This is a genomic window from Puia sp. (assembly GCF_035546395.1).
In the GTDB taxonomy this organism is placed as follows: Bacteria; Bacteroidota; Bacteroidia; order Chitinophagales; family Chitinophagaceae; genus Puia.
The window spans coordinates 570,152-586,387 of sequence record NZ_DASZXR010000019.1 but is presented as its reverse complement, the minus strand read 5'-3'; the positions used below and the strand labels follow the sequence as shown (position 1 = coordinate 586,387).

At 55.5% G+C, this 16,236-nt stretch carries 12 protein-coding genes; all 12 read right to left on the bottom strand.

All coding sequences use genetic code 11. From position 1 onward, the window contains the following. Window positions 1–1,317: a gluconate:H+ symporter gene (locus VHE34_RS28850; RefSeq protein WP_325594598.1), complete on the bottom strand. Its 1,317-nt coding sequence runs from the start codon at window positions 1,315–1,317 to the stop codon at window positions 1–3. 96 nt (window positions 1,318–1,413) lie between these two features. Continuing rightward, window positions 1,414–3,309: a cell division protein FtsZ gene (gene ftsZ, locus VHE34_RS28845; RefSeq protein WP_325594596.1), complete on the bottom strand. Its 1,896-nt coding sequence runs from the start codon at window positions 3,307–3,309 to the stop codon at window positions 1,414–1,416. Between the two features lie 10 nt (window positions 3,310–3,319). Then, window positions 3,320–4,702, bottom strand: coding sequence for a cell division protein FtsA (ftsA, locus tag VHE34_RS28840; protein WP_325594594.1), 1,383 nt, complete (start codon window positions 4,700–4,702; stop codon window positions 3,320–3,322). Window positions 4,703–4,710: 8 nt separating this feature from the next. Further along, entirely contained in the window at window positions 4,711–5,766 is a 1,056-nt protein-coding gene (locus VHE34_RS28835) for a hypothetical protein (protein ID WP_325594592.1), read from the bottom strand. A 200-nt stretch (window positions 5,767–5,966) separates the two neighbouring features. Beyond that, window positions 5,967–7,337, bottom strand: a complete 1,371-nt coding sequence (gene murC, locus VHE34_RS28830; RefSeq protein WP_325594590.1) for a UDP-N-acetylmuramate--L-alanine ligase — start codon at window positions 7,335–7,337, stop codon at window positions 5,967–5,969. Next, window positions 7,334–8,428 (bottom strand): undecaprenyldiphospho-muramoylpentapeptide beta-N-acetylglucosaminyltransferase, encoded by a 1,095-nt coding sequence (gene murG / locus VHE34_RS28825; protein WP_325594588.1) that lies wholly within the window; start codon window positions 8,426–8,428, stop codon window positions 7,334–7,336. Before murG ends, murC begins: the two co-directional genes overlap by 4 nt. Next, complete coding sequence (locus tag VHE34_RS28820) at window positions 8,421–9,689, bottom strand: FtsW/RodA/SpoVE family cell cycle protein (RefSeq protein ID WP_325594586.1); 1,269 nt, start codon at window positions 9,687–9,689, stop codon at window positions 8,421–8,423. Before VHE34_RS28820 ends, murG begins: the two co-directional genes overlap by 8 nt. Beyond that, window positions 9,686–11,026 (bottom strand): UDP-N-acetylmuramoyl-L-alanine--D-glutamate ligase, encoded by a 1,341-nt coding sequence (murD, locus tag VHE34_RS28815; RefSeq protein ID WP_325594584.1) that lies wholly within the window; start codon window positions 11,024–11,026, stop codon window positions 9,686–9,688. Before murD ends, VHE34_RS28820 begins: the two co-directional genes overlap by 4 nt. A 111-nt stretch (window positions 11,027–11,137) precedes the next feature. Beyond that, the gene (gene mraY / locus VHE34_RS28810; protein ID WP_325594582.1) at window positions 11,138–12,418 is read right to left on the bottom strand and encodes a phospho-N-acetylmuramoyl-pentapeptide-transferase; all 1,281 of its coding nucleotides are present in this window, start codon (window positions 12,416–12,418) and stop codon (window positions 11,138–11,140) included. A 2-nt stretch (window positions 12,419–12,420) separates the two neighbouring features. Beyond that, window positions 12,421–13,887, bottom strand: coding sequence for a UDP-N-acetylmuramoyl-L-alanyl-D-glutamate--2,6-diaminopimelate ligase (locus VHE34_RS28805; RefSeq protein ID WP_325594580.1), 1,467 nt, complete (start codon window positions 13,885–13,887; stop codon window positions 12,421–12,423). Further along, window positions 13,880–15,898 (bottom strand): penicillin-binding protein, encoded by a 2,019-nt coding sequence (locus VHE34_RS28800; RefSeq protein WP_325594575.1) that lies wholly within the window; start codon window positions 15,896–15,898, stop codon window positions 13,880–13,882. Before VHE34_RS28800 ends, VHE34_RS28805 begins: the two co-directional genes overlap by 8 nt. 7 nt (window positions 15,899–15,905) lie before the next feature. Continuing rightward, complete coding sequence (locus tag VHE34_RS28795) at window positions 15,906–16,205, bottom strand: FtsL-like putative cell division protein (protein ID WP_325594573.1); 300 nt, start codon at window positions 16,203–16,205, stop codon at window positions 15,906–15,908. Window positions 16,206–16,236 lie beyond the last annotated feature (31 nt).

Below are 16,236 nucleotides of genomic sequence, written 5' to 3'. Positions count from 1 at the left end.
TCAGTGAACGATTTGATCCAGCAATAATACCATCAATAATCCAACCACGGAAACCATGGTCTCCATGACCGTCCAGGTTGCGAAGGTTTGCCGGATGGTGAGGTTAAAATATTCTTTGAACAGCCAGAAGCCGCCGTCGTTGACATGGGAAAAGGTCATACTCCCCGCGCCGACTACGAGCACCATCAGTTCGGGCTGTACGGCACTTTGTTGCAATAACGGCAGCAGGGTGCCGACGGTCGTCAGCGCCGCCACGGTAGAGGAACCGGTGCAGATGCGGATCAGGGCGGCGATGGTCCAGCCGAGGAGGAGGGGGGAGATGGCGGTATGCTCCAGGCTTTTTGCGATGAATCCGTTGAGGCCGCCTTCGCTCATCACCTGCATGAAGGCGCCGGCGCCGGCGATGATCAGCATAAAGGGGGCAACGCTTTTGAAGGCGTCTTCGAGCGAGCGCATGACCTCTTTTGTCGGTCTCCGGCGGCGTATTCCGAGGAAGTAGATGGCTGCCAGGACGGAGAGGAGCATGGCGATATTGGGATCGCCGATGAAGGCGATGACCTTTTGTGCGGGGGCCGGGATGGGGATGAATTTGAACACCGTCGTCGCCGTGAGGAGGATCAGGGGCATCAGGGCCGTGACCAGGCTGGTGGCGAGGGAGGGCAGCCGGGCGGGTTCGAGGAATTTTACTGTTGGCAGGTCCTGGTTGGGCGCCGGCCGGTATTTTCGCAAGGTCTTTCCAAAGACGATGCCTGCCAGGACGATCGTCGGACCGGCGACGATGATCCCATAGAACAGGGTCTTGCCGATGTTAGCGTGGAGTTGGCCGGCAATGGCCGTGGGTGACGGATGGGGTGGCAGGAAGCCATGGGCGACGGACAGGGCCGCCAGCATCGGGACGCCGAGATACAGGATCGGCAGGCCTGTGGCTGCGGCAACGGAGAAGACGAGAGGCAGGAGGACCATGAAGCCCGCGGAATAGAACATAGGAATGCCGACCAGGAAGCCCGAGAGGGCCATTGCCCATTGGATGCGGCGAATCCCGGATATCCTTACGAGTGACCCTGTGATCTGTTGAGCCGCGCCGCTATCGGCGATGAGCCGGCCCAGCATGGCACCGAACCCAAGGATGATCACCAGGGGCCCCATGATGCTGCCGATGCCGCGCTGGATGGCGTCGGTGATGCGGTGGATGTCGAGGCCGGAGGTGAGGCCGATGGCGACGCTGACGATGACAAAGGAGATGAAGGTATCGAGCCTGCACCAGGTGATGAGGAGGATGAGTGCGATGATGCCGAGGAAAGAGAGCAGGAGGGGCATGTCCCTAAAGATAGGGCAAAGCTCCGAGGTGCAAAAAAATCCCGCCGGAGAGCCGGCGGGAATAAAACAACTAAAAACAAACTATCATTTTACAGATCAGTCGGGTCTTTTTCCGTCGAGGAAAGTATTGATGGTACTGATCTCCGTGTTGTTGTTCTCGTCGGTCTTTACTTCATAGTTGCTGTAAAAGTTCTCGACGTTGGAGATCGTGTTGTAAAGCTCCAAATTACGGCGGATGTAGGCCGGCACTGTTTCGAACTCATTATTCGGATCGGCAGCATTTACATTGAACGACAAGTTGCGCAACTTGTTGATCCTTTCCGCTGCTCTGCGCTTAAGATCATCCGCATCGTCCTGCGCGGCAGGCTCCTCTACGGGTGAGTTCGGCACCGAAATCGAGTGAGTTTGATGGGCCCGAGGCTCATCCGCCGCCGGCTCCGTATCCCTGAATACCAATTGCATGTCGGGTGAAGCGTCATCTTCCTTTGACGGATCTGCGACAGAGGTGTTCAGGGTCGGCTCCTTCAGGGGTGTGCTGTTGTGTTCAGGGCTGGATTGTTTGTCGTTCCAGGGGTCTTCCGCATAGATATTGGATGGCCTTGCAAGGTATCCTCCCGACGCTGCAGACGCAGGAGAACTTTTTGAGGCGGTGGTCGCCTGGATCTTTGGTTGTGTGGCGGGTTCCGGCTCGGTGTTGAGGACCCACTCGATCCGGGTGGATGGTTCATCGACAGGGGTCGTGGGTCTTGGCGGGACAACGGCTACGGAAGAAGCTACCGGTTTTTCTTCCCTGAGAAACGGCGTGGGGTCGGGTTGGCTGGCCGACAAAGGAACAGGAGATGCCTCCTGTTCTTTTATCGGTGGGATAGGTTCATTGACGTTCAGGGTTTCCCTTGCAGATTCAACAGAGGGCAGAACAGGCCGTCGTTCGGCAGGTGTCTCTTCAACAGGTGGATTGAGCGGCATGAGTATCTTCTCCTCTTTCTTGGGGGAGGCGACCTCTGCCTGCCGGATCGGGAACGGATCTTTATGTTCGAAGCCGGTTGCAATAAGGGTGATGCCCAGGCTAGAGCCCAGGGAGTTGTCGTAGCCGAGGCCGAGGATGACGTCGGTATGTTCGCCTGCGCGGCCGAGCAGGTAATTCTGGATGATATCCACTTCGTCCATGGTGAACTCGTGTTCGCCTTCGCTGGAATTGATATTGATCAGGATCCATTTGGCGCCGCTGATATCGTTGTCATTGAGGAGCGGGGAGTTAAGCGCTTCTTCGATCGCTTTCTGCGCCCGGCTGTCGCCCTTGGCCGTTGCGCTGCCGAGGATCGCTACGCCGCCGTTGCGCATGACGGTGCAGACGTCGGCAAAGTCTACGTTGATCTGACCGGTGCTGTTGATAACGTCCGTAATACATTTCGCTGCCGTGGCCAGGACATTGTCCGCCTTAGCGAATGCTTCCTTCATTTTCAGGTTGCCGAACTGATGGCGAAGCTTGTCGTTGCTGATGACCAGCAATGTATCGACATACTGTTTCATCACCCGGATGCCTTCTTCGGCCTGAAGCTGTCTTTTCTTGCCTTCGTAGGAGAAGGGCGTGGTGATGATCCCCACGGTAAGAATGCCGAGATCCTTACATATCTTGGAGATGATCGGCGCGCCGCCGGTTCCGGTGCCGCCGCCCATGCCGGCCGTGATGAAGGCCATTTTTGTATTTACTTCGAGGATGCCTTTGATCTCCTCCAGACTCTCCTCCGTCGCTTGTCTGCCGATGTCCGGATTCGCGCCGGCTCCCAGTCCCTGTGTCAGGTGGGGCCCCAGCTGCACCTTATTCGGCACGCGACTCTGGGCGATGGCCTGGGCATCGGTATTACAAATGATGAAATTCACTCCCTCTATGTTCTGGCTGAACATATGATTTACTGCATTGCTTCCACCGCCACCCACACCAATGACCTTGATGATCGATGACTTCTCCTTCGGTAGATCAAAATGGATCATAACAAAAAATTTATAAGTGATGATCTTCTTCTTCTTTGAAGAGATCAATAATCCCGTCTTTAAACTTGCCCCAGAAATCCTTTACGCCTTTACGGTTGCGAACCCGCTCGCTTTGCAGCTGTTCTTCGGTGGGTAATGCGGACTGGGCGGCCGACTGGGCTTCGGCCTTTTTGAGATTGTCGGGTACGTCCACCTTGCGGTATTCCTTCTCGAACGCTTTACGGTTGTGCTCATAGTCGCTGTATCCTTTCAGGATAAGGCCGATACAGGTGGAGTACGTGGGCCGCGCCAGCTCTTCGATGTGCCCGGCGGCCAGGTGTTCCGTTGGAAACCCGATGCGGGCGTTGAGGCCGGTGATGTATTCCGTCAGCTGGATCAGGTGGCGCAGCTGGGAGCCCCCGCCGGTGAGAACGATGCCGCCGTTGAGCATCCGGCTGTCGAGCCCTACCTGCTTGAGGTGGTAGGTGACAAAATCCATGATCTCGCTCATCCGGGCCTGGATGATATTGGCCAGGTTCTTTACGCTGATCTCCTTGGCCGGCATGCCGCGCAGTCCGGGGATGGTGATATAGGCGTTGGCCTTTGCCTCGTTCGACAAAGCCGAGCCGAACTGCACCTTCATTTGTTCAGCCTGGGTCTTGAGAACGCCGAGGCCGGTCTTTATATCGTTGGTGATATTCTCACCGCCGAAGGGGATCACGGCCGTATGTTTAAGAATGCCCTCATAGAACACGGCCAGGTCGGTGGTGCCGCCGCCGATGTCGACGATGGCTACGCCGGCCTCCAGGTCTTCCTGGCCCATGACGGCCGCGGCCGAGGCCAGCGGCTGCAGGACGAGGTCCTTTGTGAGGAGATTGCTCTTCTCGACGGCGCGGTTGATGTTGCGGATGGCGTTCTTGTCGCCCGTAATGATATGGAAGTTAGCGCCGACCTTGACACCGCCGTAGCCGATCGGGTTGGGGATGTTCTGGAAATTGTCAACGGTAAACTCCTGCGGGATCACGTCAATGATCTGATCGCCTGCGGGAATATAGGTCTTGTACTGGTCGGCGACGAGCTGATCGATCTCTCTGCGGGTGATCTCTTCGTCGGTATTCTGCCGGACGATGTCGCCGCGGGTTTGAAGGCTCTTTATATGATGACCGGCGATGCCGACGTAGACTTCACTGATCTCGAGGTTCGGATTGGAGGCGTAGCAATTCTCCAGCGCCATCTGGATGGCCTTTATCGTCTCGTCGATATTGAGGACCTGGCCGTGCTTCACCCCATTGGAGTTGGCGCGACCGAAGCCCAGTATCTCGAGCTTGCCGTACTCGTTCTTGCGACCTGCTATGGCAGCGATCTTGGTTGTCCCGATATCGAGTCCGACAATGATCGGTTGTTCCTGGTTCATAGTTTAGTTTATTTATTATTAGTTGTTTTCTTACGGTTTTTGGGGGATGTCGTTGTTTTTGGTTTCGGCGGACCTGCGGCCGGGTGATCGGGTCTTGCGACCGGGCTGTCTGTTGCGCCCGGCAGGAGATCGAGTGTGTTCAGGTTTTGATCTGTCCCGTTGTTGATCCCTTCCAGGGGGCGGATATTCTGCTGACGAATGGTATCGGGTTGCAATTGCTGTGCCGATCGGATCATCTGCCGGATATTATTCATGCCCTGCACGGAATCGTAGCGGGTCTTCGCACTTCCTCTCTTTGTCGCGATGACCTGTCCTGAATAGGCCACGTCGATATGTTCGTACTTGCCGGGGTCCGTTCTGCTCAGGACCTGCCGGTAGAAGATATCGAGCCGGTGGAATTTCGTTGCGATATCCCTGCCGTCGCCGAAATGAATGCGCTGACTACCCTGTTCGGGTTCCAGCTCGAATTCGTTGCCGGGCAGAATGACGATTTGCGCGATCCGCGCCGCCCAGAAGCTGTCCCTGCGGATAAAGCCGGTGAGCCGGAGGATGTCCCTTGTCAGTGTGCTGTCTCCGCCCCGCAGCATGATCTTCGAGGCCGGATATCCGGTGAACACCGGCAGCAGGGCCGGGAGCTTGTCCGGAAGCGGCAGCTGTATCCCGCTGCTATCGATATAACAGCTATTCCCTTCGCGGGTGAAGATCCGGGCAACGGGTTCGCGTTCGGTCACTTTCACCTGCAGGATGCCGTTGTTGTCAAAGAACAGCTGGGCCTCTTTTATCCAGATGTTCTTTCCGAGTATTCCTTCGAGCTTTCTCAGGTCGAAGGCATGGATGGGTTTGTTCTGGCCTTTTGCTGCGCCGGCATTTGTGAGAATTTCTGCGATGTCCTTTTTGTCGATGAATCTGGATGATATTGGGCCGGCGATGTCTATTTTGAAACCTTTGCAGACGTTGCTGTTGCGATAGCGAATGGCCGCGACGAGCAATACCAGCACGCCGGAGCCGGCGGCCATCCAGAAGACGGCTGATACTACTTTTTTGATATTTATTCTTGCGGCCATTGTTGTTTTCGTCCTTTTTTGTTCCCTTCGTTTGTGATACCGGTTGCTCCGCCTCGGTATGAGCAGGCTCATACCGGAACGGGGCCAATGATGGGCCTTCTGCCGGCCGACCTGTGGTCGTCCTTGGACCCGCCCGACGGCCCAGCGGACCGTCAGACGGGTACAACGAGTGACCGGGAAATCGTCCCGTCCACAGTGGGCTACACTTCCAGCAGTTGCCGGATGGGTTCGATCAACAAATCGATGTCACCTGCGCCGGCGGTGATCAGCAGTTGCGCCTGATCCCGGTTCCCGGCACGGTCCTTTATAATATCCAACACCTCTTTTTTATCGGCGAGGGTCAGTTTTGCCTTTTTCATCTTGCCGGCGATGAGCTCGCTTGTTACTCCTTCGATTGGCAGCTCGCGGGCCGGATAGATCGGCAACAGGAGCACTTCATCGGCCATATCGAGGCTCTTTGCAAATCCATCCGCGAAGTCCCTTGTCCGCGTGAACAGATGCGGCTGGAAGATGATCGTGGCCTTCATCTCCGGGTATAGTTCTTTTGCCCCGCTGATCACCGCCCGCAGCTCTTCGGGGTGATGCGCATAATCGTCGATGTAGACCCGGTCGGGTTGTTTGACGATGTACTCGAAGCGTCTTTTCACTCCGCGGAATGCGGCCACGGCTTCGACGATCTTATCGCCCGGGATGCCGAGCCGGTGAGCGACGGCGATCGCCGCTACGGCGTTCTCCACGTTGTGTCTTCCGCCCATGGGCAGAACGACTTTGTCGATGCTCCAGTCGCTGCTCATCATCCGGAAAAGGTAGTCGCCCTGGTCGATGCGAATCTCCGTGGCATAAAAATCGGCTGTCGTTTCCAGACCATAGGTCAGGTGATGATCTCCTTTCAGGTCCGCTCCTTTTTCGAGGCCTTCCTTACTTAGGAGGAGCCCGCCCGGCTTCAGACAACCCGAGAAGTCGATAAAGGCCTGCTGTACTTCCGCCGCGGTTCCATAGATATCGAGATGATCGGCATCCATGGCCGTGATGACGGCGATGTCGGGGCTCAGGCGCAGGAAGCTGCGGTCGTACTCGTCGGCTTCTACTATGCAGACGTTTCGTTGGTCCGACCAGTAGTTGCTGTTGTAATTAACCGCGATCCCGCCCAAAAAGGCATTACAGCCATACCCGGTATGCCGGAGGATGTGGGCGATCATCGTCGTGATGGTCGTCTTGCCGTGGGTCCCGGCGACACAAATATTAAAAGAGCTACGGGTGATGAGTCCCAGCACTTCGCTGCGCTTCATCAGGGGGTGACCGTGTTGCCGGTAATACACCAGCTCTTTATGTCCGGAAGGCACCGCCGGGGTATAGACCACCAGATCGGCATCGGTCATTATCCGGTTAAGATCTTCTTCATAGTGTACTGCGATGCCTTCGTTCTCCAGCTGCCGGGTCAGGGGTGTTGCCGTCTTGTCATACCCCCTGACCTCCTTTCCATGGAATTTAAAATACCTTGCCAACGCGCTCATGCCTATTCCGCCGATACCTATAAAATAAACCTTCTTTATCGTTGTGAATTCCATCATGCTTTTATCGCTTTCAAGATCTCTGCCGCGATGCGGTCACCTGCATCGGTGATCGCCAGGCGGCCAATATTCGAACTCAGCTCCGACTGTCTTGCCTTGTCCTTCGCCAGGGCGAGCACCGTATCCACCAGTTTCTCTTTCGCCTCACTGTCTTTTACCATCAGGCCCGCGTGCTTATCAACAAGATGTTGGGCGTTGACGGTCTGGTGGTCTTCCGCCGCAAAGGGGAAGGGAACGAAAACGACGGGCTTTCGGGCGACGCACAGTTCAGCGATCGACATAGCTCCGGAACGGGAAACCACGATATCTGCGGCCGCGAAGGCGTACTCCATCTGCGGGATGAAATCCCGGGTCCACACCTTGTTCCTCCCTGCGCCGAGTACGGCAGCCTGTTCGGCAAAGGGTTTGCCAGTCTGCCAGATCAGCTGCAAGTCATTCTTCCCGAAGTCGTCGAGACGGGCGGCGATGGCTTCGTTGATCCCCTTTGCTCCAAGAGATCCCCCGGTGGACAGGACCGTCGGCAGTGCGGGATCCAGACCGAAGAACCGGATGCCTTCTTCGCGGGTGAGCCGGCTTTGCACGATGACGCTGCGCACCGGGTTACCGACGACGCTGATGCGGCCGGCGGGGAAGAACTTTTCCATGCCGTCGCTGGCGACGAAGATGCGGGTGGCCTTCTTTCCCAATAATATATTGCTCTTCCCTGCGAAGGAATTGCTTTCATGGATGAATGTCGGGATCCCTTTGGCCTGTGCCGACCTCAGCACCGGGAAACTGGAATACCCCCCTACTCCTATGACGGCATCGGGCATAAACCGACGGAGTATATCGTTCACCTGGAAAAAGCTTCTGATCAACTTGAACGGCAGACCGATATTCTTTATCAAAGAGCTTCTGTTGAACCCGGCGATGTCTATTCCTTCGATCCGATAGCCTGCCTGCGGGATCTTTTCCATTTCCATCTTCCCTTTAGCGCCCACGAAGAGCAGTTCGATGGAAGGATCTTGTTGTTTCAGGGCGCCTGCGATCGCAACAGCGGGAAAGATATGGCCGCCGGTGCCCCCTCCCGCTATGATTATCTTCCTATTCATGCGCTACCTCCTCTTTGTTGGCGGACGCCATTGCATTCCCTTCAGCAGTTTCCGCGTTTCGCGCCACGCTCAGGATGATGCCGATCGCCAGGCAGGTGAACAGGAAGGAGCTGCCGCCCATGCTTACGAGCGGCAGGGTCACCCCCGTGACCGGGAACAGGTTCACGTTCACCGCCATGTTGGCCAGCGCCTGGATGACCAGCGTAAAGCTGAGCCCCAGGGCGAGAAAGGCTCCGAAGGCAAATGGACAGCGGCGGAAGATGCGGATGCTCCGCAGCAGGAACACCAGGTAGATGAATACGATGAACAGTCCGCCCACCAGGCCGTATTCTTCGATGATGATCGCGTAGATGAAATCGGAGTACGGATGCGGCAGAAAGTTCCGTTGCTGGCTATTGCCGGGTCCCAGTCCGAGGATGCCGCCTTTTGCGATGGCGATCTTGGCCTGGTTAGTTTGGTAATTGTTATCGCTGTTGTCCTCCTTGCTTCCATAGACAAATGTCTCTACGCGGCTGATCCAGGTCTCCATCCGGATGGTGAGACGGCTGTGGCCTTCCGTCCTGGGCTTTTCCGTGGTTCCGCCGTTGGCCTTGTGGCGGACCATGGCGGCGCCTATAAGCAGCGCTATTGGGATCGCGGCTACCGCCACGGTGAGCAACAGGTGTTTGGCGCTGACCCTACCGATGAACAGCAGCATCAGGCTGGTGGCGCCGATGAGCAGGGCAGTGGACAGATTAGCAGGAGCGATCAACAAACAAATGATCGCTACCGGGGTGATCACGGGCAGGAAACCGGTACGGAAATCCTTGATGACATCCTGCTTTTTACTCAGCAGGCGGCTGAGGTACATGAACAGCGCAAGCTTCGCGAGGTCAGAGGTCTGGAAGGTCATGTTGATGATCGGCAGGCGGATCCAGCGGCTACCCTCGTTGAGCTTTACGCCAAAGAAGAGCGTATAGAACAGCAAGGGGATGGATAGAATAAAAAGGATCCGGGCCACCTGGGAATAGACCGTATAGTTCACCTGGTGGGCGAAATAAATGATCATTACGCCGACCATGATAAAGGCGAATTGCTTGAACAAATAGATCTCCGTATTCCCCTTGTACATTTTGTAGGCGAGAAGGCCGGTCGAGCTATAGACGACAAGCAGGGACACGACGGCGAGCAGGACCACGGCGGCCCATATCACCTTGTCCCCTTTTGTCCGCGAGCCGATCCCGCCAAAAGCCGGTCTTTCTATCGTCGTGGAATTGCTCATAGATCGCGGACAGCCTCCTTGAACTGTCTCCCTCTATCTTCATAATTTTTAAACAGATCGAAGCTGGCGCAAGCCGGGCTCAGCAGCACGACATCCCCTTTTGTCGCAAAGTGAAAGGCTGCTTTTACGGCCTCTTCCGCGCTTGCGGTATTGACCATGAGCGGAACATCGTGCTGGAAGGCGTCGTGTATCTTTCGGTTGTCCACGCCCATACATACGATGGCCTTTACTTTTTCCTTTACCAGGTCGCGGATGAGTGAATAGTCGTTGCCTTTGTCCACGCCGCCGAGGATGAGGATCGTCGGCTTTTCCATGCTCTCGAGAGCATACCAGGTGGAATTGACATTGGTCGCCTTGGAGTCGTTGATGAACTCCACTCCTCTTACGGTGCTGACATACTCCATGCGGTGTTCCAGCGCCTCAAAACTCTGTATCGCTTCGCGGATCTTCTCCTTTCGGATGCCGACGGTAGCGGATGCGATGCCTGCTGCCATGGTGTTGTATTGATTGTGAATGCCTTTGAGGGCAAAATCGTAGATACTCATTTGTAGCTTCTCACTACCGGCGTTGACGTTCATTTGTCCGTTGCGTATAAATCCTCCTTTGTTGGTTTCCTGTTGCATACTGAATGGTAGTGGGTTAGAGTGAATTTTGAAATGTGCTAAGTTTTTTTTTATCACAGGGTCGTCTTCATTGTATATAAAGCTGTCTTTTTCCGACTGGTTCAACGTGATCCGGAACTTGCTTGCGATGTAATTCTCGAATTTGTAGTCATAGCGGTCGAGGTGGTCTTCCGTGATATTGGTCAGGACGGCCACTTCGGGCCGGAACTCGTGGATATCATCCAGCTGGAAGCTGCTGATCTCGCAGACATACCAGGGTTTCGGGTTTTCGGCCAGCTGCCGTGCAAAGGAATAGCCGATGTTGCCGACGAGGGCGCAGTCCAGGCCGCCGTGGCGGCAGATATGGTACGTCAGCGCCGTGGTTGTGCTTTTTCCGTTGCTGCCGGTGATGCCGATGATCCCGCTGCCGCCCTTGTACCGGTATGCCAGCTCGATCTCGCTGATAACGGGGATGCCTTTTTTGCGGATCGCCTTGACCATCGGTGTTTTGTCGGGGATGCCCGGGCTTTTCATGACCTCGTCGGCGGCGAGCACCTTTTCTTCGGTGTGACCGCCTTCTTCGAAGGAGATATTGTGCTTTTGAAGATCGTTCCGGTAGACGTCCTTTAAGGGACCGGCGTCTGTGACGAAGACCTCGTATCCCTGCTGTTTTGCAAGGATGGCCGCGCCGACGCCGCTTTCGCCACCACCTAATATGACCATCTTCTTTGACATAATTTTCCTGCCTGATCCGGTTCACCGGATTATGGGGTTCTTCAAAAGCATAGGATCTAACTGCACCACAATTTCTTGTCTTCGAGGTCGCGGGTTTGGTTTTTCAATGCCTTATCTAATCTTCAATGTTGCGATGGCAAATGCCACACAGAGTATCGTCACGATCCAGAATCTTGTCACGATCTTACTCTCATGATAGCCTAGCTTTTGATAATGATGATGCAGGGGGCTCATAAGAAATACTCGTCTACCTTCGCCGTATTTTTTCTTTGTATATCGGAAATAAGTCACTTGTATCGTCACACTTAATACTTCCACCAGGAAAACGCCGCAGAAGATGGGGATCAGCCATTCCTTGCGGACGATGATCGCCAGTGCGGCGATGATGCCGCCAAGGGTAAGGCTTCCGGTGTCACCCATGAAGACCTGAGCCGGATAGGCGTTGTACCAGAGGAAGCCGACGCAGGCTCCGATGAGCGCCCCGATGAAAATGGAGAGTTCGCCCAGGTTGGGGATGTACATGATATTGAGATACTCTGCGAAGCGGATATTACCGCTGGCATAGGCGAAAATGCCCAGGCAGGCGCCCACGACCGCACTGACACCCGTTGCGAGACCATCCAGGCCATCCGTCAGGTTGGCCCCATTGGATACCGCCGTGATGATGAAGATCACGATGATGATATAGAGTATCCAGGTGAGGCCTCTCACCGCCTGCGGGAGTAGCTTGGAGTAGTTGAACTCATGGTTCTTGACAAAGGGGATGGTTGTGATCGGTTCCTTCGCTTCGATAAAATATTTCTTTTCCTTGTCCAGCGTCACGACCTTGATCCCTGTTGTGTCGGCCGGGAGCCTTGCGCCCACGTATTCGCGCCATACCTTGGTGTTGGCGTTAAAATACAGTGTATACCCGACGACGATGCCCAGTACGACCTGGCCTAGGACCTTGAACCAGCCTGCCAGTCCGTCCTTATCGCCTTTTTTGTACGGAACACCGGTCTCCCTGGCGATGCGTTTGGCGCGAAGCTTCAGGTAGTCGTCGATAAACCCGATGAGGCCGAGCCAGACGGTGCTGAACAGCATCAGGCGGATATACGCTTTGTGCAGATCGGCCAGCAGCAGGGTTGGGATCAGGATCGCGAGGATGATGATAAAGCCGCCCATGGTCGGAGTACCCTTCTTCTGCTGTTCGCCTGCAAGGCCCAGGTCGCGAACCGTCTCGCCGATCTGTTTCTTTACGAGGTAGCGGATCAGTCTTTTGCCGAAGAGCATGCTGACGATCAGCGAGAACACGATGGCCAGCAACACCCGTGAGGTGATGAACTGGAACAGTGCGCTTCCCGGCACCTTTATCCCGTGTTGTCTGAACCATTCAAAAAGAGAGTACAGCATGATTACTTGTCTAACAATTCAAAAAATTCCAATAAGATCTGTTTATCGTCGAAGGGATGTTTCACCCCCTTTATTTCCTGGTATTTCTCGTGGCCTTTTCCCGCTATGAGCAGGATGTCCCCGGGGCCGGCGAGGTTAAGGGCGGTCCGGATAGCTTCCTTCCGGTCGGTGATCGAGATGTATTTTCTTTTTGCCGCGGTGTTCAGGCCGGCTTCGATATCGCGGATGATGGCTTCGGGATCTTCGCTTCGGGGATTGTCGGAGGTGATGATCACCTTGTCGCTGTATTCCGCGGCGGCGGCGCCCATCAGCGGGCGTTTTGTCTTGTCCCGGTCCCCACCGGCGCCCATGACCGTGATGATCTTCTCGTCTCCCTTCCGTAACTTTTGGATGGTAGCCAGCACATTGATCAGCGCGTCCGGGGTATGGGCGTAGTCTACGATGCCGATGATATTTTGCTTTGGCGAGACGATATAGTCGAAGCGGCCTTCGGCGCCGCTGAGCGTGCTCAGGACCCTTAATATCTCGTTCTTGTCTTCGCCGAGACAGATGGCGGCGCCGTAAACGGCCAGCAGATTGTATGCATTGAATTCGCCGATCAGCCGGAAATGCACTTCCTGGTCGTTGATCGTCATGACCAGGCCGGTGAGATTGTTCTCCAGGATGCGGCCCTTGAACTCGGCCAGCGTCCTAAGGCTATAGAAATATTTCTTTGCGTTGGTGTTCTGCAACATCACCGCGCCGCGTTTGTCATCGGCGTTGGAGATGGCAAAGGCATCGGAGGGTAAGGAGTCGAAGAAGGATTTCTTCACCCGGATATACTCTTCAAAAGTCTTGTGATAGTCGAGGTGGTCCTGGGTGATATTGCTGAAGAGGCCTCCGGCGTACCGGAGTCCGGCGATGCGGTGCTGGTGGATGGCGTGAGAGCTCGTCTCCATAAATACATGGGTGCAGCCTTCGTCCACCATTTGTTTCAGCAGGGCGTTGAGATGCAGCGCATCGGGCGTGGTATGGGTAGCCTGGAGGACGCGTTCGCCGATATGGTTCTGGACCGTGCTGAGGAGACCGCATTTATACCCCAGGCCGGAAAAGAGCTTAAACAATAAGGTCGCGATGGTCGTCTTTCCGTTGGTGCCGGTGACGCCGACCAGCTTCAGCTTTTCGGAAGGCTGGCCATTGAAGTTATGAGCGATGATGCCGGCCGATGCGGCGCTGTCTTCCACCTGGATGTAGGTGATGTCCTCTCTTTGTTCGGCGGGAAGGTCTTCGCAGACGATGGCGACAGCCCCGGCAGCGATCACGGCGGGGATATATTGGTGTCCGTCCGTGAGCGTACCCCTGAGGGCGATGAACAGGGTACCGGGTCCCGCCAGCCGGGAGTCGGTCTGGATATTGTCGATGGTCCTGTCCCGGGGGCCGAGAATGCTCCGGATGCTTACCTTATATAATATGTCCTGTATATTAGTCAAGTTGAATTAGTATGGTTTCACGTCGTTGTAATGGGCTTCCCGGTTCCAGGCTTTGGGATCGTACTCTTCCGCTGCCCCGTACCGCCACCTTCAGGTCCATCCTTTCAAGGGCATACAGTGCATCCTTTAAACCCATCCCTTTTACGTCAGGCACCGTTCTTTGCCCGGCGGCCTGGGGGTTGGGTGTTGCCGCGGGAACGGATGCAATGAGGGCATTGGGGTTCACGGGCCCTGCCGAATCCGCGTAGTTCAGGCCCTGTTCCACACTGGCGCTCATCAGGTGGTCGGCCACTTCGCGGAAGACGGGACCCGCCACTTTGGCGCCCAGATAATTCTTTGCAAAGGGTTTATTCTTGATCACCACGATGCAGGTGTACTTCGGCGCCGCGGCGGGGAAATAACCGACAAAGGAGGACTGGTAGATATGATCGGCATAGCCCCGGCCTTTGTTAGCGACGAGGGCGGTGCCGGTTTTACCGGCCACATTATAAAAGGCGTCTTTGAATAGTTTTGCGGCGGTCCCTCCCTGTTCCTGGCAGACGCCGTTGAGACAGTCCCTGAGTTGCCGGAGGGTTTCGTCGCTGCAGATCTTCTCCACGATGGCAGTGGGGCGGGTCTCTTTTATCCGGGTGCCGTTCTCCTGGATGGCGCTCACCAGATAGGGTTTCATCATGCGGCCGTTGTTGGCAACGGCGTTATAGAGAGTGAGCGTCTGAAGCGGCGAGATCAGCACCGAATAGCCAAAAGCCATCCAGGGGAGGGCCGTGGCGCTCCAGGTGCGGGATCTTGGAGTAACGATCAGGGGGTTGGCTTCACCGGCGAGATCGATACCCGTGGGGCGATCCAGGTGAAGCTTTCGGAGGTGATCGATGAATTGTCCGGGATTATTGGAGTAGTGAGCAACGGCCAGTTTTGCCATACCGACATTGGAGCTGATCTCAAAGGCTTGTTTTACGGTGAAGAGCCGGTTGTCATGAGGTTCGGCATCGTAAACGGTGCGGTTGGCGATCTTCCAGTGGCCGCCTTCCAGGTTTAGCGTTTCGTCCAGGGAGACCTTTTTGTCTTCGAGCAGGGACAAGAGGGTTGCCAGCTTGAAGGTCGAGCCTGGCTCGGTCGCGCGGATGGCATAGTTGAGGTCTTCCCAGTAGCTGCCGTCGGACTGGCGGCCGAGGTTGGCGATGGCCTTGATCTTGCCGGTGGCCACTTCCATGACGATGCAGGTGCCGTGTTCGGCCTCATTTTCGATCAGCTCTTTTTGCAGGGCGTTCTCGACGATGTCCTGGATGTTGACGTCGATAGTGGTGACGATGTCCTTACCGTTCTCCGATTCGATCTCATAGCCTTCGACGGGGATATAGGCGCCCCCGGCGATATAGCGGACGAGGCGGCGGCCGGTCTCCCCCTTCAGCAGGGTGTCATAGGTGCGTTCGATGCCGACGTTCTGGGCATTCGCTCTTGCCAGGCCAATGGTACGATTGGCCAGCAAGCCGAACGGATTCAATCTTTTATTATTCACTTCCGCGATGAAGCCGCTTTTGTTCCGGCCCTGGCGGACGAGGGGGAAGTCGCGAAGTTTTTGATATTTTTCAAAGGATACATTGGATTGCAGCTCGTAATAGCGATCGACGGTCTTGTAGCCTTTCTGGAGGATCTTCTTATAAGCGGCGGCGGATCCGTCGCCGAACAGGGTGGCGAGGCAACCGGAGAGCGAGTCGAGATTCTCGAAGAAGCGTTTGCCGTTCTTTTCGCGAAGACCGTCGGCGCCGAAGTCGATATAGATGTTGAAATAGGGGATGGACGTGCTGAGCATGCTGCTGTCTTCGCTGTAGATGGTGCCGCGTTCGGCATCCAGCTCGATGAATTTCTGGTGCAGGCTGTCGCTGAGTCCCTTCCAGTAGGAGCCCTGGACGCGTTGGATATACACGACTTTCCCCAGCACCACGAGCGACAGCGCTACGATGCCGAGAAAGCAGAGGTATACCCTCCATAATATATCGCGTTTGACTTCCATTCTTGTTTTATTTCACACTATCCTTTAGCACGTAGGGAGGCCGGATCAGTTCTTTCAATCCAAAGGGTTCGACGGCTTTTGCGAGTTCGCTCTGCTTGCTGCGGAACATCACTTCGCTCTTCAGGGTTTTGTATTCATATTGTAGTTCCTTCAGCTGTTTGTTGGTCCGGGTGATATCCCGGGATATTTTGTCGGCGTAGTGGCCGTTGTAGATGTATACGACTGCCAATGCGGCGAGGAAGAGGAAGAATCCGATGTTCCTCATGATCCAGCGGTAGCCCAGCAGGGATGGTTTCCATTTGCTCATAACTTGTTCACTTTTTATCTGCGCGGATAGG

Bases quoted from the DNA above. Each gene is read 5' to 3' on its own strand.
- VHE34_RS28850 (WP_325594598.1), bottom strand. From the start codon at position 1,317: ATGCCCCTCCTGCTCTCTTTCCTCGGCATCATCGCACTCATCCTCCTC.
- ftsZ (WP_325594596.1), bottom strand. From the start codon at position 3,309: ATGATCCATTTTGATCTACCGAAGGAGAAGTCATCGATCATCAAGGTC.
- ftsA (WP_325594594.1), bottom strand. From the start codon at position 4,702: ATGAACCAGGAACAACCGATCATTGTCGGACTCGATATCGGGACAACC.
- VHE34_RS28835 (WP_325594592.1), bottom strand. From the start codon at position 5,766: ATGGCCGCAAGAATAAATATCAAAAAAGTAGTATCAGCCGTCTTCTGG.
- murC (WP_325594590.1), bottom strand. From the start codon at position 7,337: ATGATGGAATTCACAACGATAAAGAAGGTTTATTTTATAGGTATCGGC.
- murG (WP_325594588.1), bottom strand. From the start codon at position 8,428: ATGAATAGGAAGATAATCATAGCGGGAGGGGGCACCGGCGGCCATATC.
- VHE34_RS28820 (WP_325594586.1), bottom strand. From the start codon at position 9,689: ATGAGCAATTCCACGACGATAGAAAGACCGGCTTTTGGCGGGATCGGC.
- murD (WP_325594584.1), bottom strand. From the start codon at position 11,026: ATGTCAAAGAAGATGGTCATATTAGGTGGTGGCGAAAGCGGCGTCGGC.
- mraY (WP_325594582.1), bottom strand. From the start codon at position 12,418: ATGCTGTACTCTCTTTTTGAATGGTTCAGACAACACGGGATAAAGGTG.
- VHE34_RS28800 (WP_325594575.1), bottom strand. From the start codon at position 15,898: ATGGAAGTCAAACGCGATATATTATGGAGGGTATACCTCTGCTTTCTC.
- VHE34_RS28795 (WP_325594573.1), bottom strand. From the start codon at position 16,205: ATGAGCAAATGGAAACCATCCCTGCTGGGCTACCGCTGGATCATGAGG.